The sequence below is a fragment of the Scytonema sp. PCC 10023 genome, from assembly GCF_963920835.1.
Taxonomy (GTDB): domain Bacteria; phylum Cyanobacteriota; class Cyanobacteriia; order Cyanobacteriales; family Nostocaceae; genus Kalymmatonema.
This window is the reverse complement of sequence record NZ_CAWUDP010000023.1, coordinates 91,578-117,815: the sequence shown is the minus strand read 5'-3', so window position 1 is coordinate 117,815 and position 26,238 is coordinate 91,578. Positions and strand designations below refer to the sequence as shown.

General features: G+C 44.0%; 18 protein-coding genes and 4 tRNA genes. 13 read left to right on the top strand and 9 right to left on the bottom strand.

Annotated features, from left to right (window positions below; genetic code table 11):
- Window positions 1–396 precede the first annotated feature (396 nt).
- Complete coding sequence (locus ACM0OZ_RS16175) at window positions 397–1,536, top strand: quinone-dependent dihydroorotate dehydrogenase (RefSeq protein ID WP_414583829.1); 1,140 nt, start codon at window positions 397–399, stop codon at window positions 1,534–1,536.
- A gap of 38 nt (window positions 1,537–1,574) precedes the next feature.
- On the opposite strand, the gene ACM0OZ_RS16170 is transcribed toward ACM0OZ_RS16175, so the two are convergent.
- Window positions 1,575–2,306, bottom strand: a complete 732-nt coding sequence (locus ACM0OZ_RS16170) for a hypothetical protein (protein WP_414583828.1) — start codon at window positions 2,304–2,306, stop codon at window positions 1,575–1,577.
- 272 nt (window positions 2,307–2,578) lie between these two features.
- Here ACM0OZ_RS16170 and ACM0OZ_RS16165 point away from each other — a divergent pair.
- From ACM0OZ_RS16165 to ACM0OZ_RS16150, 4 genes are all read left to right on the top strand, one after another.
- A tRNA-OTHER gene (locus tag ACM0OZ_RS16165) sits at window positions 2,579–2,717 on the top strand.
- Between the two features lie 49 nt (window positions 2,718–2,766).
- Window positions 2,767–2,896: transfer RNA gene (locus ACM0OZ_RS16160), tRNA-OTHER, on the top strand.
- Between the two features lie 213 nt (window positions 2,897–3,109).
- Window positions 3,110–3,234, top strand: a tRNA-OTHER gene (locus tag ACM0OZ_RS16155).
- 37 nt (window positions 3,235–3,271) lie between these two features.
- Window positions 3,272–4,873 carry a TROVE domain-containing protein gene (locus tag ACM0OZ_RS16150; RefSeq protein ID WP_414583827.1) on the top strand — a complete coding sequence of 534 codons (1,602 nt, stop codon included), beginning with the start codon at window positions 3,272–3,274 and terminating at the stop codon, window positions 4,871–4,873.
- Between the two features lie 196 nt (window positions 4,874–5,069).
- Here the strand turns inward: ACM0OZ_RS16150 and ACM0OZ_RS16145 are convergent, their stop codons facing one another.
- From ACM0OZ_RS16145 to iscB, 3 genes are read right to left on the bottom strand one after another with little or no spacing between them, the layout of a single operon-like run.
- A complete protein-coding gene (locus ACM0OZ_RS16145) occupies window positions 5,070–5,393 on the bottom strand; it encodes a hypothetical protein (RefSeq protein ID WP_414583826.1) in 324 nt (107 codons plus the stop codon).
- Between the two features lie 19 nt (window positions 5,394–5,412).
- A complete protein-coding gene (locus ACM0OZ_RS16140) occupies window positions 5,413–5,838 on the bottom strand; it encodes an HNH endonuclease (protein ID WP_414583825.1) in 426 nt (141 codons plus the stop codon).
- A 56-nt stretch (window positions 5,839–5,894) separates the two neighbouring features.
- Entirely contained in the window at window positions 5,895–6,566 is a 672-nt protein-coding gene (iscB, locus tag ACM0OZ_RS16135) for an RNA-guided endonuclease IscB (protein WP_414583824.1), read from the bottom strand.
- Between the two features lie 627 nt (window positions 6,567–7,193).
- Here iscB and ACM0OZ_RS16130 point away from each other — a divergent pair.
- From ACM0OZ_RS16130 to ACM0OZ_RS16110, 5 genes are all read left to right on the top strand, one after another.
- Complete coding sequence (locus ACM0OZ_RS16130) at window positions 7,194–9,299, top strand: cation:proton antiporter (RefSeq protein WP_414583823.1); 2,106 nt, start codon at window positions 7,194–7,196, stop codon at window positions 9,297–9,299.
- Window positions 9,300–9,687: 388 nt separating this feature from the next.
- Window positions 9,688–11,037 carry a glutathione-disulfide reductase gene (gene gorA / locus ACM0OZ_RS16125; protein ID WP_414583822.1) on the top strand — a complete coding sequence of 450 codons (1,350 nt, stop codon included), beginning with the start codon at window positions 9,688–9,690 and terminating at the stop codon, window positions 11,035–11,037.
- A 123-nt stretch (window positions 11,038–11,160) separates the two neighbouring features.
- Complete coding sequence (gene gor / locus ACM0OZ_RS16120) at window positions 11,161–12,540, top strand: glutathione-disulfide reductase (RefSeq protein ID WP_414583821.1); 1,380 nt, start codon at window positions 11,161–11,163, stop codon at window positions 12,538–12,540.
- Window positions 12,540–13,181, top strand: a complete 642-nt coding sequence (locus ACM0OZ_RS16115) for a YqiA/YcfP family alpha/beta fold hydrolase (protein WP_414583834.1) — start codon at window positions 12,540–12,542, stop codon at window positions 13,179–13,181. The genes gor and ACM0OZ_RS16115 overlap by 1 nt, the downstream gene beginning before the upstream one ends.
- Before the next feature lie 155 nt (window positions 13,182–13,336).
- Complete coding sequence (locus tag ACM0OZ_RS16110) at window positions 13,337–14,491, top strand: histidinol-phosphate transaminase (RefSeq protein ID WP_414583820.1); 1,155 nt, start codon at window positions 13,337–13,339, stop codon at window positions 14,489–14,491.
- Window positions 14,492–14,706: 215 nt separating this feature from the next.
- Here ACM0OZ_RS16110 and ACM0OZ_RS16105 read toward each other — a convergent pair whose 3' ends face one another.
- Window positions 14,707–15,261, bottom strand: a complete 555-nt coding sequence (locus tag ACM0OZ_RS16105) for a hypothetical protein (RefSeq protein ID WP_096570027.1) — start codon at window positions 15,259–15,261, stop codon at window positions 14,707–14,709.
- An 812-nt stretch (window positions 15,262–16,073) separates the two neighbouring features.
- Window positions 16,074–16,709 (bottom strand): N-acetyltransferase family protein, encoded by a 636-nt coding sequence (locus tag ACM0OZ_RS16100; RefSeq protein ID WP_414583833.1) that lies wholly within the window; start codon window positions 16,707–16,709, stop codon window positions 16,074–16,076.
- Window positions 16,710–18,063: 1,354 nt separating this feature from the next.
- On the opposite strand from ACM0OZ_RS16100, the gene ACM0OZ_RS16095 reads away from it, so the two are divergent.
- The 3 genes from ACM0OZ_RS16095 (at window position 18,064) to ACM0OZ_RS16085 (ending at window position 23,380) form a co-directional block, all read left to right on the top strand.
- Window positions 18,064–21,705 (top strand): response regulator, encoded by a 3,642-nt coding sequence (locus ACM0OZ_RS16095; RefSeq protein WP_414583832.1) that lies wholly within the window; start codon window positions 18,064–18,066, stop codon window positions 21,703–21,705.
- Between the two features lie 110 nt (window positions 21,706–21,815).
- Window positions 21,816–23,174 carry a hypothetical protein gene (locus ACM0OZ_RS16090; RefSeq protein ID WP_414583819.1) on the top strand — a complete coding sequence of 453 codons (1,359 nt, stop codon included), beginning with the start codon at window positions 21,816–21,818 and terminating at the stop codon, window positions 23,172–23,174.
- A 135-nt stretch (window positions 23,175–23,309) separates the two neighbouring features.
- Window positions 23,310–23,380: transfer RNA gene (locus ACM0OZ_RS16085), tRNA-Gly, on the top strand.
- Between the two features lie 112 nt (window positions 23,381–23,492).
- Here ACM0OZ_RS16085 and pstB read toward each other — a convergent pair.
- Genes pstB through pstC form a run of 3 tightly spaced genes read right to left on the bottom strand, consistent with a single transcriptional unit; the run spans window position 23,493 to window position 26,210 of the window.
- Complete coding sequence (gene pstB, locus ACM0OZ_RS16080) at window positions 23,493–24,299, bottom strand: phosphate ABC transporter ATP-binding protein PstB (RefSeq protein WP_414583818.1); 807 nt, start codon at window positions 24,297–24,299, stop codon at window positions 23,493–23,495.
- Between the two features lie 53 nt (window positions 24,300–24,352).
- Window positions 24,353–25,246, bottom strand: a complete 894-nt coding sequence (pstA, locus tag ACM0OZ_RS16075; protein WP_414583817.1) for a phosphate ABC transporter permease PstA — start codon at window positions 25,244–25,246, stop codon at window positions 24,353–24,355.
- A gap of 19 nt (window positions 25,247–25,265) precedes the next feature.
- Window positions 25,266–26,210 carry a phosphate ABC transporter permease subunit PstC gene (gene pstC, locus ACM0OZ_RS16070; RefSeq protein WP_414583816.1) on the bottom strand — a complete coding sequence of 315 codons (945 nt, stop codon included), beginning with the start codon at window positions 26,208–26,210 and terminating at the stop codon, window positions 25,266–25,268.
- Window positions 26,211–26,238 lie beyond the last annotated feature (28 nt).

Genomic DNA, 26,238 nt, shown 5'->3' with positions numbered 1-26,238 from the left:
AATCTGAAATGGTTTCCAAGGCTATGTAATATTTGCCTATACTTTCACCAACTATATATACGCCTTATTGGATGACGAGTGGCTTGCCCAACAGAGTGTCACCGCTGACGGGTAGAACTTGCGTCATCTTTATTAATTCGGTTGACTAAGTATTAAACAACAAGATTCCCGACTTCTTAAAGAAGTCGGGAATCTCAGTATGCGCGATTTTCACAAATTAAATAGGATTGCTATAAATACTGGAAAATCACAAAAATTACATCTTTTGCTACTACATAATGATTTCTGACAGGTTAAACAAATTGCACTTTTTTCAAACATAGATTGCTACTATATGAGTTGCCTATATACAGTAAGCAGACTTAGCAATTTTAGTTTTGGATTACGGATACTCATTTGGATATTTATAAACACACACTTCGTCCCCTTTTGTTCACTTTGCTTAAAGCAGATCCAGAGTGGTTGCACGCTTCAACGATGCGTAGTTTAAGCTGGTTGGGAAAAACTGACCACCAAGCACGTGCAAGCTGGATCAACGAACGTCTGGAGCAGTCATTTTGCCTGTCTGATCCACGTCTAGAACAAAATCTGTTCGGGCTACACTTCCCCAACCCCTTAGGTTTGGCGGCTGGGTTTGATAAGGATGGCGTTGCTGTTCCTATGTGGTCAAAACTTGGCTTTGGCTTTGCAGAAGTGGGAACTGTCACTTTTCATGCACAACCAGGAAATCCCCGTCCTCGCTTGTTTCGCTTACCATTGGACAATGCTGCTCTCAACCGTATGGGCTTTAATAATCAAGGTGCAGCAGCAATGGCAGTGCGATTGGCAGAAGTTAGGAAATTAAACTTGTCTATACCGATAGGTGTCAACCTGGGAAAATCTAAGATAACTCCTCTAGAAGAAGCCGCCAAGGATTATCTCAATAGTTTTCGCTTACTCAAGGATTACGGAGATTATTTTGTAGTCAATGTCTCTTCACCTAATACGCCAGGGTTGCGATCGCTCCAAGATGCCGCTATGCTCAGTTCTATCTTGGAAGTTTTGCAACAGGAAAATACTACACAAAAGCCTATTTTTGTCAAGATAGCTCCAGACTTAGAATGGGAGGCGATCGCCGATATTATTTCCTTGGCAAAAACCTATCAATTAGCCGGAATTATTGCTACCAACACCACTATCCGTAGAGATGCACTAACAACACAAGTGATTGCCCAAACTGGCAAATCACCTCAACAAGAAGCTGGTGGTATCAGCGGTGCTCCAGTCAGGGAACGTTCCACCGAAGTGATTCGTTTTATTTGGCAGCAAACAGCAGGTGAATTACCGATTATCGGCGTTGGCGGAATTTTTACTCCTGAAGATGCCTGGGAGAAAATCACTGCTGGTGCTTGCCTCATTCAAGTATATACAGGCTGGATTTACGAAGGTCCAGCCATGAACCGCCACATTCTTAAAGGTTTGCTATCTAAGCTAGAACAAACGGGATTAAATTCCATCTCAGAAGCTGTAGGTTTACAGGGAAAAATGGAAAAGTAAAAAGAAATTTCTTTCTTTGAACTTTTGCCTTTTTCCTTTTAACTTTTACTTTCTTCAACCGGGAAAAACTCTTTAGTTTTCCTTGAGTATTTCCAAGCAACGCCATCCGGATCCTTACTGCGACTCCATTCTGGAAAATCTGGATCATCTCGCCGCTTATAAACAGTGCTGGAATAAACATTGAGGCGCTTGGCAAGTTCTGATTGAATCAGAGAGCCAAAAACCAATTGTTTTTCCAGCGGTTTTTTTGCTTCCTCAGGGGTAGGCTGCGGTGGTAATTCAGGTTCTGGTTCTTCCAGATGTGTCTGGGGTGGCGGTGGTGCTAGAAATGGTAGGGCGTGCTGGGCAACTGGTTGAGGAGCAAGTTCTTTCGGTGGTTCGCTACTGTCAAGTATGCTGCCTAAAGTACTCGCTGTTATAAAGTAATAGATTTTGCTTCCATCTTCCGAGTTACTGGTGCTAGCACCAAATTCTGCTGCTTTCGTATCTAGATAGCGTTTTGCCGCTTCGCCAGGAAAATTTCCCTTGATTGCCAAGTCCATTGGCGTAATCCTGCCTTGGTTTTCCCGAATCAGTTGATGGAAAGTCGGGTTCACTTTTTGGCACCACTGTTGCCATTTATAAAGTTGCCAGACATTGAAAGTCAGGACGAGCAGGATGATACCCAACCAAATCCGCCAGGTAGCAACAAGGAAAATAATCAAGAACGAGATAGGCAAAAGTAGAACTAGAAAACCCTTGCCGTAGGTTTCTATTGTTTTTTCACTCATGCCGATTACTGCCAAGTGATTGTGTTTGGAAATAATAATATATCTTGGCAAAAATTGGGGACATTATTTGTAATACTTTGTCTATTTGCCAAAAATTTTTCCTGGCAAAAGCCAACACAAGGTGTAAGCTCCTCCAAGCAAAGCACTTTGTGTGATGTGTGGGGAGATAGGGGTTAGGGGAAAATTTTTCACCCCAGCCCCTTGACACTTTATAATACACATATTACATTAAGACTACAAGCGGATGTTCACAAAGGAGTTAATTTCTACAAGTAGCGGATAGCTCAATTGGTAGAGCGCCCAACTTGCCTGTTAAGGGCCGATTTATTGAGGGTTATCGTAGATAAAAACAACACCCTTGATTCAAATTCCAAAAGATGCAGGTTCAAATCCTGCTCCGCCGCTACACCAAAATAAATTAAAAACATTTCTTCTAATTTTGAATGAGCGAATTTTCCATGTAGCGGGTAGCTCAGTGGGTAGAGCACCAAAAACATCCTTATTCACCTCTTGCCTGAAAAGGACGAAGAATGAGGGTTATCGTCTTCGGAACGGGAGGTCGCGGGTTCAAATCCCGCCCCGCTACACCAAAACAAATTCAAAACATTTCTTCTAAGGAACTTCCAATTAAAAAATCTCCAATTTGTAGTGATGCACCGAAAAATGGTGGGTTACGGCGCACTTTAGTCATAATGTAAAACCTCAGCTGTCGTGCGCCGTCAGCCCCCCTACATAATGGATAATTTATCTTTTGGTACTCCCTAATTTTGAACTTTGAATTTTGAATGAGCGAATTTTCCATGTGGCGGGTAGCTCAGTTGGTAGAGCGCCAAAATTATCCTTATTCACCCCTTGCCTGAAAAGGACGAAGAATGAGGGTTATCGTCTTCGGAACGGGAGGTCGCAGGTTCGATTCCTGCTCCGCCACCTTCCATTTTTGTCCGCAAGGGCTGGGAGATAAAGCCATGAATTATAAATTCTTCACTCAGAAAAAGACAGCGACACCACAGACTCAGCCTATCCCTGGACGAGAAGCCCAGATGATCCAAGGGCGTTCCGGCGGGTTTATGTTCGATGCTGGTCTTTGGAAGATGCTGCGGCGCTGTTTGCTAATTGGTACGGCAAAAAGTACTTATTATGCTGGCAAACATGAATTGACAGAGGATTTTGTTGCCGTGGTGACACAGGCGATCGCCTCTAATCCTGGGCGAGTGGCAGAAGAAATCCTCTACGCCAGTGATGGACGCGCCATTAACAATAGTGCGCCTATCCTTGCGTTGGTGCTGCTGTCGATGGGTGAAGCACCAGAAGCTAAAAAGGCATTTGGTGAAATCTTCCCGCAAGTTGTCCGTACGGGGAGTCATTTTTACGAATGGCTGAACTACACCAAGTCTTTGCGGGGATTTGGTAAAGTTGTGCGCGAAGCTGGAAAGAATTGGTTTTTACGGGAAGATGTCAAAGGTTTGGCTTACCAGTTGCTGAAGTACCAGCAACGCTATAACTTCTCCCACCGAGACGCTTTGCGGTTGTTCCACGCCAAACCACCTACAGAAGACCACCAACAACTGTTTGAGTGGGTAGTCAAAGGTTGGGAAATCTTGCCAACGGATATTCCCTCTGCAGCGTTGGCACAGATTTGGTGGTATGAGTGGCTCAAGCGCAACCCAGATCAGACTCATCAAGCGATTGTTCAAGGACACCTAACCCACGAAATGGCTGCACCTGTGGGCAAGATGGATAAATCTGCTTGGCAGTTGCTGTTCAACGAAATGCCAATTGGTGCATTGCTGCGTAACTTGGGTTCACTTACTGAAATAGGTGTTTTAGCATCCAATGAACACGCCAACTTGCAGCGAGTTGAAGCGGTTCTTAACAACAAAGAACATTTGAGGCGCGGTCGCATCCACCCAATTGATGTTTTAAAAGCACTCAAAACATATCAATCAGGTGGCTCATTGGGACGCAGCAAGAAGACTTGGAACCGAGTTCGCAAAATTGTGGACATTTTAGAAAAGGCAGTTGAACTGTCTTTCGATGTCGTGCAACCCACAGGCAAAGTGTTCATGCACGCTGTTGACGTGTCTGGTTCTATGGATTCTCCAATTGCGGATATGGGACTGACTTGTTGTGAAGTTGCTGCAACAATGGCACTGGTCACAGCAAAAGCAGAGAAAAACTATATGATTCGCGGTTTTTCTACTCAATTTTGCGACTTGGGTATCACCGCCAAAGATAGTTTTAGCTCAGCGGTTCGCAAAGCAAGCAAGCAAAACTTCGGTGGAACAGATGCATCTGTTGCCTATGACTGGATGATTAGAAACAACTTTAAGGCAGATGTCATCTGTCTTTGGACTGACTCGGAAAGCTGGGCTGGGTATAAGCATCCAAGTCAAGCGCTGGCGGAGTACCGTAAAAAGGTAAATCCCAATGTTAAGGCAATTTACATTACCCTTGCACCTTACCAGATTACCCTAGTAGATCCCAACGACCCACTTTCTTGGGATTTAGGCGGCTTCGATCCGGGAACGCCTCGCATCATCCAGATGGTGGCTACGGGTGAGTTGTAGGTGAAAACTTGCGTCCATTACTCAAAATTCAATAATCTGCTTTCGCAAAGACACAGAGGCGCTAAGAACAACTTCGCGTCTTTGCGTTTTTGAGCGCAATTTTAAAACTTATCACCAAACCTCCTCGCCCCGGAAGCCCCTGTTTTCTAAACATGGGGAGGAAGGGGCAGGGGAATTCATTCCCCGTCCAGATATCTTAGAAAGCATACGAGTAACCATCCTTTTTGTGAATTGGTGTACAAAACTTGTGGCTGATACCTGCGACACGCCCACTTTTGGTAGCGATATCAAAACTGCCTGTTTTACGGCACAGCATACGACCAACATATTGACCTATCTTCTTCCCAGTAGTAACAACGGCTTTAATAATGTCGCCAGTTTTGAAACCAAAATGAACTGATGAACGTTCTCGATGACGAGTGGGAAAGCCGTATCGGTTAGTGCCACACATTTGACGAGTTCCCCAGCCAGTACACTTGATGCGTAATGGTTGTTGAGTTAACAACTGAATTGTTTCCACGTCTCCAACACAAGCCGCATCAATAAGCGTGTTGTTTGGGCAGTTCAAGCCTTGTTCGGTTGCCCACCGTTTGTCCACCCGTTCCCGTTGTGGTGGGTAGGATGTTTTTTAAGGTGCGGAATAATTCCCAACGAGTTGCATTGACTGCGGCTGCATCCTTTAATGGTTGCTTGGCTTGTCGTTTTATTTTTTCTAACCTAGAACCATCATTTTTGAGAAACTCGTCTATAGACTTAGTTCCTTTCTTGGTATTGCATCGTTCGCACGACAAAGTTAGATTACTTACTCTGTTGCTACCGCCCTTTGATTTGGGATGGATATGCTCAATCTGGAGCGGAATAGTTCCTGTTGGAAGCTGACGACCTTTTATAATCCCCTGCTTCCACCAATTCCAAGCCGTTCGATAGCTAACCCCTTGAGATTTTGCGTAATCAGATAGTTTCATGCGGTAATCTTATCGACCTGTGAAGATATTACAGCATTTTTCTACAAAATTCTATATTATGAGGAAACGAGAATCATACCTTCTTTATCGCAGTAGGCACATTTGCGCCCCCACTTCTCTAGAAGATATTCGCGTACCTCATATCCAGCAACTTCTCCCTGTTGATACTCAACACCGTTGACTTCTGGGTTCTGCATTTTTTGAGTGTCAAATTTGACCAATTCCATAGCTATTTGACCAATAGGTGCATAGCGACAAAGTCGCTTTACCCAAGCCTCAACTGTGAGAACACGATGCATTAAAGATGGAGGCAGCCATCCCTCTTTACGTTTGCGATTGTCAAAACGTGGTTGACGATAACGAGTTTTGCGATTACGACGACTACGACGTAGTGAACGTCTAGATTCCAAGGAATCTTTAATCTGCCATCCTCTGTGTTCCAACTCCGCCGCCCAAATAACTTTGTTTTCATCCAAGATTGCAATACCCGTAGTTTTGCTTCCAGGGTCAAACTTAATTGTTAATGGCTTGGGGTTAGGATTATCAACCACGTGTTTCAAAATGATTACAAAAGGGTACACCCGATAAGCGGCAGCTTTTTGTTTTGTGAGTAATTCTCTTGCTCGTGCAGGAGGTATTGGATTGAGTGGTTGTTTGTTTTGGTCGATAACGAAAACATAATTTTGCATTGCTGCATACTCCTTGCGGGTAAAGTTTGCCTCGTTCATGTTTACGATCGGTAACTATCCAGATTGCACTGCCTAAACCTTCAAAGGACGTTTAACAATCTGGTTTCAGAGCTTGGGGCTGGCACGCACCCCAAGGTGAGTTCTTGAACGCTTATCGTAAACGTAGCCCTTTGATGGACTTGAACTGGTCAACTAGAGTCAACTGCAAGCCCCTGCCTTATAGGCATGGGGTTTACACTCAACTGTTAGGTCGTTGACACAAACTGTTAATCAACCCTACCTCACCTTTAGCACAGCAATTTTGTTTTACTATCTGGGAACTGGAGTTTAGACTAACGCATGACAAAATGACTCAAAGGTATTGAAATTTTGCATCAAACCAGGCTTACCCTATAATAATCTATCTACCTCTTTAAGTATTAAACCTGGAATCTTGACGACTTAATCAAAAAATTGTCTATAAAAATACCGTTTTGTATTATGCGTGTCGCTTCATAATTGAAGGATTTATTTAGATAGGCTTGCACTATATCTTCTAACCTAAAGACTGGATTTCTACACTTGTAATCTCGATACAATCCCAAGACAGAAGATAAATTTTTGTAAGTTTGATATGAATAAGTACTTAACCAAATAACTAGCCGCAGCTTATGTGAGGAGTTATCAATGCATCTAGAGCCTATTGTTTCTTTCGCCATTCTGTTAACGGTCATCTTAGTTGTCCCTCTCATCTTTGAGCGACTGAAGCTGCCAGGATTGCTGGGGTTACTGGCAGCTGGTGTAGTCTTAGGACCGCATGGATTTCATCTTCTCAATAATGAGTCGGAAACCCTCAAACTACTCTCTGGCATTGGGCTGATTTACCTGATGTTTGTGGCGGGGCTGGAAATTGACATGCAGCAGTTTGAGAAAACCAAGCACCGTTCCATCGGCTTTGGCACCTTTACGTTCCTTGTGCCCCTGATTGTCGGAACAATAGTGGGGCGAATATTTGGTTTTGGTTGGAATGCCTCATTTTTGATTGGCTCTCTGTTTGCCTCCCACACCCTGCTGGCATACCCAATCATCAGTCGGCTGGGAGTGATTAACAATGAAGCTGTGACAGTCACCATCGGTGCAACCATCTTTACAGACATCGGCTCACTGCTGGTACTGGCGGTATGTATCGGTATCCATCAAGGAGAATTTTCCACGTTTAGCTTAGTCAAGCTGCTGCTGGGGCTAGTGATCTACTCTGCTGTTATCCTGTTCGGCTTTAAGTGGTTGGGGCATGAATTTTTTCGGCGAACCGGAGACGAAGAAGGAAACCAATTTTTGTTTATCTTGCTGGTGGTCTTTATATCCGCACTGGGAGCAGAAGTTATTGGGGTAGAAAAGATTGTCGGGGCTTTCCTAGCAGGATTGGCGGTGAATGAGGTTATCGGTTCTGGACCTGTGAAAGAAAAGGTGGTCTTTGTCGGTAATGTCCTGTTCATCCCAATTTTCTTCGTTAGCTTAGGTTTGTTGATTGATATTCCTGCATTTATCAGCAGCATTAGTTCTATCTGGTTAACTCTGGCTATCTTAGTAGGTTTAATTGGCAGTAAGTTTGGAGCAGCACTCCTGGCTAAGTTGGTTTACCACTACAGCTGGCGTGAGATGATTACGATGTGGTCGCTATCTCTGCCGCAAGTGGCGGCGACGCTGGCGGCGACTTTAGTGGGTTATCGCGCAGGGTTGTTAACTGAAAATGTGCTGAATGGCGTCATTGTTTTAATGATGGTGACAGCAACATTAGGACCTTTAATCACTGCCCGAAGTGCGGCTGGGTTGACTGTAACGGAGTTGACCGTAACGGACACGACTCCTGAAGCAACTGAGTCAATGCTTGACTGGAAAAATGACCCCGCCGACGCGTTGACAGTGGTTGTACCTGTTCGGAACCCGGAAACAGAAAGGAATTTGATTGAAATGGCGGCACTGTTGGTGCGTCGCGAATTGGGTAAGGTAGTTGCCCTAGCGGTTACGCCTGCTCATTTACACATGGACGCACCAGACTTGGAAAATGACATCCAGCGAAGCAAAAACCTTCTGTCTAATGCTGTAGACCTCGGTCGGGAATTTGGGGTAGAAGTGGAACCTGTGGCACGCATCGACCAAGCTATTGCTCAAGGTATTAGCCACGCCAGCCGAGAGCAAAACTCTAGCTTGATTGTCATGGGCTGGGGTACAACTACAGGATTGCGTGCCAGGCTGTTTGGTGGTGTCATTGATAGAGTTCTTTGGGCATCTCATTGCCCTGTAGCTGTTACCCGTCTCTTAGATTCGCCTAGCAACATCCGCAGTATTTTGGTACCTATTGAAAATCTTACCCAAGAATCGGTGCGGATTGTGCGGTTTGCTGAGATTCTGGCGGATGCCAATCAAGCAGAGGTGACGCTGCTGCACGTGTGCGATCGCCATACCTCAAACGCCCGCATTGCCTGGATGAAGTCGCAATTGGATTTGCTGGTTTCCCGACACTTCCCCCAAAGCCGTACCACCATTAAAGTTATGCCAGGGGATAATGTGGTGAGTGCCATCCTCAACGCAGCAAAATCCTGTGACCTTGTCGTGCTGCGATCGCGTCGTCGTCGCTTAAGTATAGGTCAAGTTGCCGTCAGCGACGTTACGACTGATGTGGTACGGCAACTCCAGTGTTCGGTAGTGCTGCTAGGAGAGCCACAAGGCTACCAAGGGAGTATACGTAAAGCCAGAGTGACTGTCAAAAAGTTATCTTCTACAACTGTATGACAAGGAGTCAGAAGTCAGAATTCAGAATTCAGAATATCCCCAAAGGATGAATCCGGGGGTAACAACTGCGTGAAAATTCTTTTCTTCTCCACGGATAAATCCGCTTGCTCTAAACCACTATTCATCCACCAGCCGCACAAAAGTCATTCTGACTCCTAGCTCCTCACTCCTGAATTCTTCTTCGGTAACCTGTATTATTTTCTTTCCATAGGAGGATGTTTCATTTCCTAAAAAGAGATAAAAACAAGAAACGTGTACCCTATGGCTTAGGTATGAATTGCTGCCAGTAGCAATGGAAATCAAAATCAAGATAGATGCATGTACGATTGGAATAAGTCGAAGATAGAACTAAAAACCCGTTTTTCGCTCTTCATTCTTCCCGAAAGTCATGACATTCAATTACGATCTGTTTGTAATTGGTGCTGGTCCTGGAGGACTAGCAGCAGCTAAAAAAGCAGCAAGCTACGGTGCGCGTGTCGCTATTGCTGAAAAAGAAGCGATTGGTGGCACTTGTGTCAATCGCGGTTGCGTACCCAAAAAACTGATTGTCCAAGCTGCTGACTTGGCGCTGCAAAATCAAATGGCGCTAAGCTACGGTTGGAGTGACTGCGAAACTTACTTTGACTGGACAAAATTTCTCAACTCTGTACACCAGCACATCGAAAGCATTCATCACTCCTATTTTGAACAGTTGCAAAAAGCAGGAGTTGAACTCATTCGGGGTGATGCTACTTTCCGAGATGCTCACACTGTAAAAATTAATGAATCCGAATATACAGCTGACAAGATTTTAATTGCTGTGGGCGGGTATCCCATCAAACCAAACATCCCAGGCATTGAATACGCCATCACCTCGCGTGAAATGTTTCACTTACCCTACTTACCTCAACGGTTAGCAATTATTGGCGGTGGCTACATTGGTGTGGAATTTGCCAGCATGATGAATGCTTTTGGGTGTGAAGTCACAATCATCGATCAAGAGGAGATAATTTTATCAGGGTTTGATGATGACATCCGCATTGGCGTTCAAGAAGGTTTGAGCAAACGGCGAATTCGCTTTATCGGCAACAGTACCGCCAAACAAATCAAATACTCAGAAGAAAGACTGCTGTTAACCCTGAGTGGCGAGTCTCGAAAAACAATTGCAGCAGACACTATACTCGTTGCCACAGGTCGCGCCCCAAATACCAAAAACCTTGGTTTAGAAAATGCTGGAGTAGAACTTGGGGAAAAAGGCGCAATCCAAGTTGATGAATACAGCCGCACAACTGCGGAAAATATTTTTGCCGTGGGTGATTGCACAAATCGTTTGCAATTAACTCCAGTAGCTAGGGCAGAAGGTATTGCTTTTGTCAATACAGTTTTTGGTAAAAAACCGCAAAAAGTCGATTATGAGCAAGTGCCTTCTGCTGTTTTTGCTCGCCCAGAAGCAGCAAGTGTAGGTATGACCGAGGCAAAAGCACGGGAAAAATTTGGTGCATCTGTGAAATGCTACACCAATCGCTTTCAACCTTTACTCTCTCAACTGACTGATAAGAACGAACAAGCTACCATTAAGATAGTTGTTGAAGGTGAATCTGAGCGTGTTTTAGGCGCTCACATGGTTGGTGAACACGCAGCAGATATTATTCAAAGTCTCGCTGTTGCCATTCGTAAGGGTATTACCAAGCAAGACCTAGATGAGACAATTGGCATTCATCCAACAACGGCTGAGGAGTTTCTTTTTATGTCCCTTTAAGGGAATAAATTAGTCCTGCCTCAAGACCTTTTTCAAAAGGATACCATCTTACCCTACGAGATGTGAGTTTCGTTGGTAAAGTGGTATCAAATTTTTTTGATTATGCAACAAGGAAAGCTTGATATGACATATGATTACGACCTATTTGTCATTGGTGCTGGTTCTGGGGGTTTGGCTGCTTCCAAACGCGCTGCAAGCTATGGGGCAAAAGTAGCGATCGCCGAAAATGATTTGGTGGGTGGAACCTGTGTGATTCGTGGCTGCGTTCCCAAAAAACTTATGGTTTATGGCTCCCACTTTCCCGCATTATTTGATCATGCAGCAGGCTATGGCTGGAAGGTAGGTGAAGCACAACTCGATTGGGAACATTTCATCACAACAATAGATAAGGAAGTTCGGCGACTGTCACAACTGCACATCAACTTCCTAGAAAAAGCAGGAGTCCAACTGATTCCAGGTCGCGCTACACTGGTAGACCCTCACACTGTAGAGGTGGACGGACGCAAAGTCACAGCAGACAAAATTTTGATTGCTGTGGGAGGACGTCCGATCAAACCAGATTTACCAGGGATGGAATATGGCATCACCTCGAACGAAATCTTTCACCTCAAAGAACAACCAAAACATATTGCCATCATTGGTTCTGGCTATATTGGCACGGAATTTGCCTCTATTATGCGCGGATTAGGCAGTGAAGTGACGCAAATTATCCGCAAAGATTTGATTTTGAAAGGTTTTGATGAAGACATCCGGCTTGAGATACAAGAAGGGATGAGCAACCAGGGAGTACGATTCATCAAGAATACCCTAGTAGAAGCGGTGGAACGCGTACCAGAAGGCTTAAAGTTGACGTTATCTGGACAACATACAGAGTCAGTAATTGCCGACATATTTTTAATCGCAACAGGGCGATCGCCTAATATCGAAGCACTAAATTTAGAAAACGCTGGAGTTGATATCGTTCCCAGTTCCATCGAAGGACCGGGATACAGCACCATGAATGCTATAGCTGTCAACGAATACAGTCAAACTTCCCAAGAAAATATTTTCGCCGTAGGTGATGTTACTGACAGAATCAATCTTACTCCTGTAGCCATAGGCGAAGGTCGTGCTTTTGCTGATAGTGAATTTGGCAACAACCGCCGTGTATTTAGCCATGAAGATGTTCCCACAGCAGTATTTTCCACACCCGAAGCCGCTACAGTCGGTTTGACCGAAACAGAAGCACGTTCTCAATTGGGAGACGACGCAGTCAAAACCTATCGCACTCGCTTCCGCCCGTTATTGCACAGTTTGACAGGTGCATCAGAAAAGACAATGATGAAGTTGGTGGTGGATGGCAACACCGACAAAGTGCTAGGCGCTCACATGGTGGGTGAAAGCGCAGCTGAGATTATTCAAGGCGTGGCGATCGCTGTGAAAATGGGTGCAACCAAAAAAGACTTTGATGCGACTGTTGGTATCCATCCCACATCAGCAGAAGAATTCGTCACCATGCGGTAATTGCCTTGCAGTACATCTACCTTCACGGCTTTGCATCAAGTCCTTATTCTGCCAAAGCAGAATACATACGTACTTGCTTTGCACAAGCAAATATCAAGCTGAAAATTCCCGATTTGAATGCTGGCGATTTTTCTCACTTAACAATCACTCGGCAGCTTACTCAAGTAGCGTCCCAATTCAGTCATAATTCTACGCCAGTCACGCTGATAGGTTCTAGTTTGGGCGGTTTGACAGCCGCCCATCTGGGACAGCAATATCCACAAGTGCAACGCCTCGTCCTTTTAGCACCAGCTTTCGCATTCTTATCTCATTGGTTACCGAAGTTAGGAGATGAGACGCTACAGCGTTGGCAAAAAGATAAATATCTCATGGTTTATCACTATGGCGAGGAGCAAAAACTTCCTCTAAGTTACGATTTCGTAAAAGACGGTAGTCAATATAAAGAGGAGGTTTTGCAACGCCCCATCCCCACTCTTATCCTGCATGGACGACAGGATGATGTGATCCCCATTCAAGCCAGTCGCGACTTTGCTCAAAAGCGTCCTTGGGTAGAGTTCATGGAACTTGACAGCGACCATGGTTTAGGTAATGTTATGTCAGAAATTTGGCAGGCAATTCGGATCTTCTGCCAGTTACCGTGAAGCTGTATAATCAACAATTCTTAGTCATTCTTTGTTTTTTGCGAATGACTAAGCTGCCGCGCTTTCAATTTGCGTACAGCTAGGGACTAGATCAGTTGCGAGTATTGAATTTCTGAATTTTGAATTTTGAATTTTGAATTTTGAATTGCTTAACCATGCTGCCATTTATTAGGTCAGATTTAGCCCAATTTACCGCTTACAAACCTCACCCCAGCAGCAATACTGCTCAAGGTGTCCAGCCATCAACGCAAATTGATCGCCTGGATACCAATGAAAGCCCCTATGATTTGCCACCACAAATCAAAGAAAAATTGGCTGGGACTTTTGAGCAACTGATTGAGACGAACCGTTATCCTGATGGCGGACATGAAGAACTCAAGAGTGCGATCGCCCAATATGTCAATGAGTCAGCGAACCTCCCGCCATCTGTCTTCACTGCTTCCCATATTTCTGTTGGCAACGGTTCGGATGAACTGATACGCTCGATACTAATTGCGAGTTGTTTAGGGGGAGAGGGCTGCGTTCTGGTTGCTCAACCTACTTTTTCCATGTACGCTATTTTGGCACAAACTCTCGGCATTCCTGTTGTAACGGTAGGGAGAGAGGCAGATTTTGAAATTGATTTACAAGCAGCCCAAGTAGCTATAGAACAAACTCAAAATCCTCCCATCCGGGCAGTTTTTGTCGTTCATCCCAATTCACCCACTGCGAATCCCTTAACAACGGCAGAGTTAGCATGGATCAGAAGTCTGAGCGAGCATATTCTCGTCGTCATTGATGAAGCTTACTTTGAATTTAGTCAGCATACCCTTGCTGCTGAATTACCAGAGCGTCCTAACTGGGTGGTGTTACGCACGTTTTCTAAAGCTTTCCGATTAGCAGCATTGCGAGTAGGCTACTGCCTTGCCCATCCTGAATTGATCGCCATTTTAGAAAAAGTTCGCTTACCCTATAATCTTCCCAGCTTTTCATTAGCGGCAGCAACAGTTGCTGTGCAAAACCGCACACTCCTGTTGGAGTCAATTCCCCAAACCCTCAATGAACGAGCCAAACTCATTCAAGCTTTATCTCAACACTCAACATTACAAGTTTGGCAAAGCGCAACGAATTTTGTTTACGTGCGTCTCAAACCAAATGGTTCTCACTCACAAGACGCTGCTGTAAAAATTATTCACCAAAACCTTAAAGCTGCTGGCACTTTAGTGCGGCAAATTAACGGAGGATTGCGAATTACTGTAGGGACTCCCGAGGAAAATGCCCGGACACTCAATCGGTTACAAGCTGCTTTACTTGATTTAAATAAATTTTAATATTTATACTTCTTGTAAAAATCTTTTTTCTAGTTTTCTTGTTTGCACCTAGAGCGTAGAGCGCGAGACAAAATCATCTTTACCCAAGAGGTTTTTGACAGATATTAACACAAAAGCACTCTGTTACGACTTATGAAACTCTCGTACGTGTTAGATATGTCAAATTCATCTGTCTCGACTTGTGCCTTATCCAAGGAAAAACAGTTAATTAAAACTCAGTCATCAAAACTGCCATCTATGTCACTGCCCAAACGGCGTAATATTGCCACCGTTTGTGGCAGCACGCCCACTAAAAGGGCAAATGCTTCATCCGGCAATTGAGTCACCATTTCTGGTGGAAAGTATTGTTCAAATTGGTCTAGGATCTTCTGGACTCGCTGTGCTGGTACTGGGTTTTCTGTAATTTGTTTGATTAACCGAATCCACTGTCGCCTAATTAAGTACGCTTTCTGGCGTTCCTCATGAGACTCAGGATTTAATAACGACAGGTTGCCTATGGGCAATGCTCCTTGACAATCACGGTCGTAATCGCCGCCTACAGCCGCCCCAGGACCAGCAAATTCAGCATGGTAACGTTTAAACAGTATTAAACCATTCCGCCTACGACTGTTAACCATGAAAACTTTTCCACTGAGCAGCATGGTTAGAAGATCCGAGCCATAGGATTGCTCAGTTCCATCTGGCATGACAATATAGTCAAGGAAACTGGTGTCAGGACAATAAGTAGATACCATGGCAGTCTGATAGCGTTGATGCTTTTCGCTATCCATTTTTTCTCAAAAATTGAATGAGTTTGGTAATTGGCTGCACTTTAGATAGAAAACGAATTTGTTGCGCGATCAGCGTTTTGTGTTTTTCTTACTATCAAGAATTGGCTTGTGAATTTGAGTAAGAATAAATAGACCTTGTTTCGTAATTGAGTAATCATATTTTATGAGATTTAACTGCATTTGTCTTCAACCCAAGGAGGATTTTTTTAAAGTTTTTATAAAGATAAATATCGAAAATACAAAGTTATTGTAAGGATTTGAAAAATTTTTCACCGTTATTTCCCTGATGTCATAACTGTATAGTCTCTCTGAAATAAAAAAAAATTGCAATTTCTTTTGTGATTGAAATAGTAGATTAATTATCTAATATCTCCCGTCTAAATAGATATTTTTTTTCAATAAAGAAAAATAAAGATTTTTGTTTTAATCTATTAATAAATATCTTTGTATAAAAACTATTAGTTATTTTATGACGGTAGAAATATTATATGATAATAAAAAACTCTATAAATACTTGTTGTCAATATTCTTGAATAGCTATACGCCAATATAAGCATTATAAAAAATTTATTATATTATTTCAAGTATATTTACTTAATTTAGCTAAATTTTTAATTAAAATATTCTTTCTGGCAGCCTGTATGGTATGGTGCCTAAACAAACTGTTGTATTCTAGTTACCGTCAAATATCTTGATTTTGCATATGTGAAGATGCGATCACATTATTATATACTCAAGCAATCAGTTAAGCTTGCACCAAAAGGTATTAGAAGCCTACACCAAACGGCATAAGACTCACAAAAAAAGAGAATTTAAATAGCTGAGTCAAGATTTAGGCGCTTGTGCAAAAGAATCTGGCGTGAGCGTCTTAAAAAGAATGCATTCAAATGAGATTCGACTTTATGCACCTGATATCCCAGCTTGAAATACAGTTGCCCAGCGTGATGGTTATCTTCCAAAACATGGAGGTATAAATCTTGGAATCCCCAGGAAAGGGCTACTTTTTCACAACCTATCAGTAACCCAGAAGCAGCGCCTTGTCTGCGGTATTTTGGGTGTACGGCTAAATTAGACAAGTAAGGAAAACTCTTACCGCTTTGTATCCAAGAATCACTAAAACGCACACCCAATTCTACAGTTCCAACTAAGTTACTTGCGGCATCAGCAGTCCTGTCAACAGCAACTAAACAGATGTGATGAGGCGCAGGAGATGCCAAACGATGCCTTAAATCTTCGTATATACCCAAACGTAATAATGGAAAAACCCACCCGAATAAACCATTTTGCGAGTGAAAGCTTTCGGCAATAATTTGGGCAACACCAGTCAAATCAGCAGCGGTAGCCGCACGAATTTGGAATTGGCTGGAAGCTGGGAGGGCGGCGGCTGAGACTGGTTCTTGATGAGATGAGTGAAAAAACGAGGGTTTCAAGGCTAGTTTAGTTTTGATTTTATGCTACAGAAATATTCTCAAATTTCCTAAAACACCATCAAACCTGTATGAAAACTTTAAATTTGCTCATAGATACTAGATATTGTTCCTCTATACCTAAGCTTCAGAGCATATCTAACAATCAGCAAAATAGCAACATAGCTCGCACTGTTTTTTGTAGTATAATCTGCTGCAACAAGAATTGCCTACAAAATTTTTTGACACACACATCAGGGCAAAATCTGGTTTCTAAGCAAAACATTGCTGTGTGCCTAGTAGGATAAAGGCAATGATTGAAAAAGTTTCGTTCTTGACTTATGCAAGAGAACTGCTGGACTTTTTGAGAATTCAGGACTGAGTCCTTATGAACCCTATACTATGGGCAATGATTCTGCATAGCGGGCTGATGGTCGTGATTGCTAAATTGCAAGTGGGTATTTGTTCAATAGTATACTTTGCTCTTTAATTTTATTGTTGTATTGCAAACTTTACCATGATTGCTCTAAATAAAACTTATCTGCAAATGTTAACGTTACTGCTGCGGTGGGAAAACTGCATATGTGGCAACAAGTTGATTTTTCAGCCATCCTTGAGTGCTGGGTACTTTGTTTGACAGTTCTCGCTCTTGGGTAAGTAGAAATTTAGCAACTAAGTAACTATTCTATAGCAGTCCTATTTGATTTATAAAAATTATTACCGCCAAGCCTGCCCTCGAGCGAAGCGTAGGAACGCCAAGAACGCCAAGAAAAGAGAGAACACAGAACAGAGAATTTTACGTAGCCGAAGGCAGAGTCCATACCTCCTCCTGAACTGAGCGCCAAGGGCGCAGGCTGCGCGTTTGCGTTGCAAGAGCGTATCCGTAAAGACTCAGGGCTTATCATTTAGGATTGCTATATAAGGTGAAAGCTTAGCATCAATGTAATTGGGGTGCACCAAAGTAAATGGGAATCTACATAAGCTATTGAGGCAATTGGTTATTAGTAAAAGCTTTGATTGTAAGCAGTCATATCATGTTTGGCTAATTAATTATGATTTCCACCTTAACTGCACCCCACTCCGCGCCGCCCCTAAGCGCAAGCGAGGAGGGGACGTGATAGCGTTTGCGCAGCGTCCCTCTTAGGGACTAGCGTGGCCGTACCCACTGGCGTATTTTTACGGGGGACTCACAGTCGCCTCTGGCGATAGGGGGAAAGGGGTTCCCTTTGGGGTTGGAAAAGGGGGTTCTTACGGAAATGACAAGTATTCATCCGGACTTGATATTATGTGGGCAAACAGCCGGATTGCTAGCAATGTGCTCTCAAGAGACTCAGAAACATCTCTACTCAATCAGATTATTACCTATCCGTCTGCCGTTACAGCAGGAAAACGGTGCATGAAATCCCAAGCAAACAGTCAGCCTAAAATTTTGGTTGTCGATGACGAACTTGACAACCTTGAATTGCTCTATCGCACTTTTTCTCACGACTATAAGGTGCTTAAAGCAAGTTCTGGTTCAGTGGCATTGGATCTGCTAGCGCAAGAGAAAGATGTGTCAGTCATTATCTGCGATCAGCGGATGCCAATGATGAGCGGTACGGAATTTTTGAGTTTAACAGCTACTCAATATCCTGATATCATCCGGATTATTTTAACAGGATATACCGATGTTGAAGACCTGGTGGAAGCAATAAACTCTGGCAAGGTCTTCAAATATGTTACCAAACCCTGGGAGACAGAGGAACTCAAAGCGGTAGTACGCCAAGCAATGGATACTCACAATGTTCTCAAAGCCCGCACTCATGAACTATACCGCACACTCCGTCAGGAATCGTTGCTCAATATTATCACAAATACGATTCGCAGCGCTTTAGACTACCGGCAAATCCTACAAACAATTGTACAAACTGTCGGTCATATGCTGGAAGTAGATATCTGCCTCCTGCGCCCCTTCCAAGATGAGCAACTGCTGGATGAAGGATTTATTTACCAGGATGAGGGAGAGGGGGGAGATGAGGGAGATGAGGGAGAGGGGGGAGATGAGGGAGATGGGGGAGATAGGGGAGATGAGGGAGATGAGGGAGATGAGGGAGATGAGGGAGATGGGGGAGATGGGGGAGATAGGGGAAATGAGGGAGATGGGGGAGATAGGGGAGATGAGGGAGATAGGGGAGATGAGGGAGAAATTACTTCCTCATCCTCCTCATCCTCCTCATCCTCCTCATCCTCTCCTCCCCTCAGCCTGTTGCTAGCTCAAACAGTCTGGGAAACCCGCGAAGTTCACGTTATTAACGATGTGGCGAGCGATAAGTGTATCCAAGGTGATCATCCCCAGTTGCAAAGTCGCGCTGCAGCTTTTGCAGCTGCTCATATTTGCTCTAGCTTGGTGGTACCACTGATTTGCCGACAAGAACTGATGGCTGTGCTGGCGCTGCATCAGTGCAACGAGCCTCGGCTTTGGGGAGAAGATGAGGTACAGTTGGTGATGATGGTGGCAGATCAGGCAGCTTTAGCTTTGTCCCAAGCTCGTGCTTATGAGCAAGTACACGCTCTTGCTCAACGCGAAGCCCTGATTAATACGATTACTAGTGCGATTCGCTCTAGCCTGAATCCTCAAGATATTTTTGCGGCTATTACACAACAATTGGGACAAGCTTTACAAGTAGATGGCTGTGTTCTGTCTTTGTGGACAGAAGAAGATGAGTTTGTCCAGTGTGTCGGCTTGTATGACAATTCTCAAAATTTAAAGCGGGAAAATTTGGGTAGTGTTGACAACATTAATACTCAACAATTGCCTCAATCTCAAGCTCCTATTCAGGAAAATCCAATTCTCCAAGAAATGTTGCAGACACAGCAGCCAGTGCTTATTGCTGATATGAACCTGTGTCCTCCAGAAATGAAAGGATTTGATTTGCCTTTGAAGGTGCCTACGCGATCGCTCATGGTTGTTCCTTTACTTGCTGACGGCAAAAGTATCGGTAGTATTACGCTGCGTGAAGGTAATAAACCACGTCAGTGGATGTCATCGGAAATTGAGTTAGCAAAAGCAGTCGCAGCTCAAGCGGCGATCGCCGTGCAGCAGTCTCGACTTTACCAAAAAACCCGCGAACAAGCTGAGCGCTTACTGGAATTAGATCGACAAAAAACCGAATTTTTTCAAAATATTTCTCACGAGTTCCGTACTCCGATAACCTTGATTCAAGGACCATTAGAAGCGGCTGTCGCCTCAAAGCAGGGGTTGTCCTACCCTGAAAGTGCGATCGCCTTGCGTAACTCCCGCCGTCTACTGCGACTCGTCAATCAATTACTCGATCTGCAACGCCTAGATGCTGATAGGATGGAGCCTGGTTTCCGTCCCTGCAATTTAGTTCAATTTGTGAGTCAAATTGTAGAATCGTTTCGCCCTTACTGTGAGAAAAAGGGACTGTACCTGCTGACTCAAATGGGAGAATGTCCCACTGTGTACTTGGATATGGAAAAATTCGACAAGGTGGTTTACAACCTCCTGTCAAATGCTATGAAATTTACGCCCTCAGGGGGAAGCATCCGGGTTAACGTAGAATCACTAAACGACAAGTGCATATTGCAAGTACAAGACACGGGAATTGGTATAGTTAAAGAAAAAATTCCCCACTTATTTGAGCGTTTTCGCCAAGCTGAAGGCTCAGAAAACCGTTCTTATGAAGGAAGTGGTTTGGGTTTGGCTTTAGTCAAAGAATTGGTGGAACTTCACGGCGGTAAAGTCACGGTAGAATCAGTCTACGGCAAAGGCACTACTTTTACCGTATGGCTTCTCCCTGGAAAAACTCACTTGAGCGCAGAACAAGTACTAGAAGTACCATGCCAGTTCAACACTAACCGCGCTAGTGTGGAATTAGCTGATTTGGAATTGCTACTCACAGGTGACGACAGCGAAAGCCATACAACAGACTTTGATACCCAAGATTCAAAAGTCAAGAATGGGCATTTAATTTTAGTTGTAGACGACAACCCAGATTTACGAGCTTATGTTTGCAGAATTTTACGTGCCAACAACTATCAAGTGCAAACTGCTTGTAATGGTTTAGAAGGTTTGCACTTAGCCAAGGAAATGGTACCTAGTTTAATAGTTAGCGACTTGATGATGCCTGTAATATCAGGGCTAGAGATGATTCGAGTGATTCGCAACGAGAAAAATTTGAAAGGAATACCAATCATCTTACTAACGGCAAAAGCTGATGAGGAAACTCGTATTGAAGGAACAGAACATGGTGCAGATGCTTATTTGTCTAAGCCATTTAATAACCGCGAACTTTTAGCAGAGGTGCGGAATCTCTTAGCATTAAAAGAAAATGAACGCCGAGTTGTCGAGTTAAACACTTACCTCACAGAGTCGGTACTCAAGCGCTTTTTGCCTCCCGCGTTGGTGCAAAAAGCAGCTGCAGGAGAGTTAGCCTTGGATTTGCAACCGGAACCACGGTTGATTACAGTTTTGTTTAGTGACATTGTGGGTTTTACTCAATTAGCAAATACCCTGCGATCGCGCCGAGTTGCAGAGTTACTCAATGAATATTTAGAAGAAATGACGCGAGTCGTGTTTGATAACGGCGGCACTGTGGATAAATTTATGGGAGATGCTATTTTAGCTTTGTTTGGAGCACCAGAAGAAATAACACCCAACGAACAGGTGCGTCGCGCCATCAACACAGCAAGAGCAATGCTGCGATCGCTTGAACATTTAAACCAACACTGGAAACAGCAGGGTATTTTTGGTGCAGGTTCTGCTGTACAATTTCGCTGTGGTATCCACCAGGGTACGGCAGTTGTGGGAATGTTTGGTAGCGCTGAACGATCTGACTATACAGCAATTGGTCCAAGCGTGAATATTGCCGCAAGGCTGCAACAAGCCGCTGTTCCCGGTACGATTCTGGTTTCTGCGGCTGTGGCAGATTATTTGCAGGATGAAGAAATGACGAAATGCAGTCCGCTACAACTTAAAGGAGTAGACGAAACTGTTCTTACCTTCACTGTCAAACCAGAACTCGTAGCTAATCGATAATTTCTCCTGATTCACTGAGACTGTTTCGTCGTTAGTGATTATTCGCACAAATCACAACCAGTGGTAAGGCAGTGCTACACTAACTCAGGAATCAGGACTCATGGTTTAATATGACACAATCGGTTGCTGATAAAACTCCTATTCCAGATAAAGCATCGAGGCGACACACCGATCCACCTGGTTTGTGGATTTCTGTAGCCGCAATTTCTGTTACCCTGCACTTGCTGCTATTCTGGTTGCTACGCTCGAATTCTTATAGCCTGTCGCAACGAAGTTCTTCAAATCCTATCCCAGTAGAGTTTGTAGAGATTTCGTCAGGACGAAAAGCGCCATCAAAAGCAAAGCCAGTTTCGTCAAAAAGAGCTTCCACAACTGGAAAGCCGACTGTAGTTAGGTCATCAAAGCCAGCCGCTCAAGAGAATTTTACTCCAAAGACTTCTACTGTAGAAGATAGTAATGGAATCGCGCTCCGTACAACGCCCGATGGGGCGATCGCTTTCGATAACACCAAAAAAGCGAGGACTTCTCAACCTAAAGCAGATGATACAACAACCCAGCCATCTTCACAACAACGGGTTGTCGAGCAACAAGCACAATCTAAGCCTCAACAAGATGCAACATCTGAACCAACACCTTCACCCCAGCCTCCTGAGCAAAACCAACCAGAACCAACTCCACAGCCGACTCCGGAAGTCACTCCCCAAGCGCAACAACCAGAACCAACTCCACAGCCGACTCCGGAAGTCACTCCCCAAGCGCAACAACCAGAACCAACTCCACAGCGGACTTCAGAAGTCACTCCCCAAGCACAACAACCAGAACCAACTCCACAGCCTAACACTGCTGACAGTACAAATACAGATACTCAAAATGAAGCAAATCAAGAACTCGGTGAGCAAAATCAGGCTTTAAATCCGCAGAATAACCCCACAGATTCAACTGGTACTGATTCCTCACCGGAAACACAGGAGGCGCAAGGGACGCCTAGTAGTCTCCCCACACCAGAAGGTGAAGTCGCTGTTGGACAAGCAACGCCTCTACAAGATATTGCTCCACCAGTCAATCCTCAACAGTCGCCACCTTTGAATGAGGAAAATGGCACAGGAGTAGGAGTAGCAACCTGGAGTCCAGAAACTGATTTGATAAGAAAGGATAGAACAGACAACCCACCTCAAATCAAAGGGGATATTACGGAAAAACAATTGAACTTCCTTGCACTGAATAGAGAACTTGGCAATCAGCCTATAGAGTTCTTAGCGGTGTTAAATATTAATCAGGAAGGCAAATTGGAGATGATCATTATAGATCCAAAGATACCGGAACCACAGGCAAGTCAATATCACGAGTACGCCGAGGAAATTTTCAAAGGTCAGGAATTTATCCCTGCTAGCAACAACAATGGAACAAAACCACCTCAAGGACAGCTTCCTGTACGTATCAAAATACAGCCGAAACCACCTCAGTCTTGATTCTCCGATTGTTTGTGCTAAGAACTTCAGTCCTTATGAGAACAAATGAGGATTAAAGTCCTCACTACGAACATAATATAATTGAATACTTGGCATCTCATTAAGATTGTGTTATCCTGTAATGGATGTGGATTTGCGGGCGTAGTTTAGTGGTAAAACTATAGCCTTCCAAGCTATTAATGCGGGTTCGATTCCCGCCGCCCGCTTTATTTATAAAAAAAGAGTATATAAAAATAGTCTCCAGGTGAATCCTAGAAACCAGAACAGCTTTATGTTGCATTCTTAAATTATTGCGACTTATTGCGGCAAATAAAATCTTCAACCAAATTTACCACTGACGTATTCCTTAGTAGCTTCCTGTTTGGGATTCTGGAAAATTGCTTCTGTGCGGTCAAACTCCACAAGATAACCGGTACGACCTCCTTTTTCAGACGTTTGCACGTTAAAGAAGGCAGTCTGATCCGAAACTCGCGAAGCCTGTTGCATATTGTGAGTCACGATAATAATTGTGTATTGCTCTTTGAGTTGGTGAATCAGTTCTTCAACCCGCAGGGTGGAGATAGGGTCAAGAGCAGAACAAGGTTCATCCATTAAAATAACTTCAGGCTGAACTGCGATCGCCCGAGCAATACACAAGCGCTGTTGTTGTCCTCCAGATAAGGACAAGCCACTTTGCCGGAGTTTATCTTTGACTTCATCCCACAAAGCGGCTTGTCTGAGCGATCGCTCTACCAGTTCATCCATATCACCTTTGTAGCCGTTGAGCCTAGGACCAAAGGTAATATTGTCATAAATTGACTTTGGAAAAGGGTTCGGTTTTTGAAACACCATTCCAATCCGACGACGCACTTCCACGGGATCAATGTGAGATGCGTACAAATCTTCACCCTGGTAAAAAACTTTTCCTTCTGCTCGAAAACTTTCAATTAGATCGTTGAGGCGGTTGTAGCAGCGCAGCAAGGTACTCTTACCACATCCAGAAGGACCAATAAAGGCTACTACTCTATTTCTAGGGACATTCAGCCAAATATCGCGTACTGCCAAGAAATTTCCGTAGTATACATTCAGTCCCTCTGTACGAAAAACGGTATCCGTTTGATTCCCGGTTTTAGTGTCGGTAGTCATAAATAAGTAACGTTGTTTTCTTGATTTTAGTTAAATGTTCGAGCTTGCTTTTCTTATTTAAGTGTGCGACTCGTTGCCCAACGGGCAATGATATTTGTCAGCAGAACCAACAACACCAAAATCAAAGCCGCCGCCCAAGCGAGTGACTGCAAATTTGCATACGGCGAAGTGCCATAGTTATAAACAAAAACAGCAAGAGAAGGTGTGGGAGCGAATAAGCTAGTGGGCCAATACTGAAACGCTAAAGCCGTAAACAGTAAAGGTGCGGTTTCTCCAGACGCACGAGCGATCGCCAAAGTGACCCCAGTCACAATTGCTGGTACAGCTGCTGGTAACACTACTTGGGAAACTGTTTGAAACTTAGTTGCTCCTAACCCCGTAGCGGCTTGGCGCAAATCTTGTGAGACTAATTGCAAAGCTTCGTCAGTGGTTCGCACTATAATCGGCAACATCAAAATTGCCAGAGCGACTCCTCCAGCCACAGCGGAGAATGTATCAGTGGTCAGAACCACAATTGCATAAGCAAACACTCCAGCAATAATCGAGGGAACTCCGCTCAAAATATTGGTAGCAAACCGAACCCAGCGAGATATCTTACCAGAGCTAAACTCTGTCAAATAAATTGCTGCCAAAACTCCAAAAGGAATGCTAAATAGTGCAGCAAGTGCTACTACTATTATTGTTCCGACAATGGCATGACCAAAACCTCCTCCCAATCCGAACGGCGGCGGTGGTAATTGGGTAAATATATTCAAACTAAAACTGCTGAAGCCTCGCAAGAGGACGTAAATCAGCACTGACAGCAACGGCAAAAGAGACAATATCCCGCATACAAATGCTAAAACCGTCATCACCGTGTTAAACAATGTCCGGGAAGACGAGCGAGAGTAAGCCAGACTGCTGCGTCCCGATCCACCAGACGGCTGCTGTGAAAAATTAGAAGTCATATTTTAACACACCCAAATGCTACAGTCGCTTGACTCGTAGTACGATCAACTCTGCCAAAATGTTGACTATAAGAGTTAGAACAAACAGAATTAACGCTGCGTACATTAAAGCTGCAATTTGCAGTCCGCCGGCTTCTGAAAATTGACTAGCCAACAGAGAAGAAATCGTATTGGCTGGTGCAAACAGCGAGGCGTTAATGTTATTAGAGTTTCCAATCAATATCGTGACAGCCATTGTTTCTCCCATTGCCCGCCCGAGTCCCAGCATCACAGCACTCACAATGCCAGAAAAGGCAGCTGGAATGAGAACCTTCAAAATTGTCTCCCAACGGGTGGCTCCCAGTCCCAGAGCTGCTTGACGCAAAGTAGGGGGTAGGGAAATCAGAGCATCGCGAGAGATGGCTGTGATGATAGGCAAAGTCATAATGGCTAAGATGACTCCAGCAGCCAACATATTTGGTCCTGCGGGAACTGTGCTAAAAATTGGCAAAAAGCCTAAGGAAGAATTGAGAAATTTTCCCAGGCTTGTTAACGGGGGAACTAAAACAAAAAATCCCCATATTCCATACACAATGCTAGGAATTGCTGCTAGCAGTTCTACCAAGAAAACCAGCACTAACCGCACTTTTGCTGGTAAGAAATTTTCGCTCAGCAACACAGCTGTGCCAACGCCAATTGGTACAGCTATCAACAAACCAATAAAAGCACTCACTAAAGTACCGTAAATTTGCGGCAGCGCACCGTACTCATTTGTAACAGGGTTCCAAGTACTGTTAACTAAAAAGCTAGCACCATACTTTTGAATAGCAGGCCAGGCCTCTTTGCCAACCTGAATAGCTATCCATAGTAGGACGGCAGCAACCGCCAATGCAAAAATCCGAGTCAGCCAAATAAAGCCACGATCCAGTGACTTTTCTGCTTGAGAAGGTGGTTTAACTATTGGAATCTGGGCTTGTGTAGTCATGACGAGACCCATTAATGAAAAAAGAAGT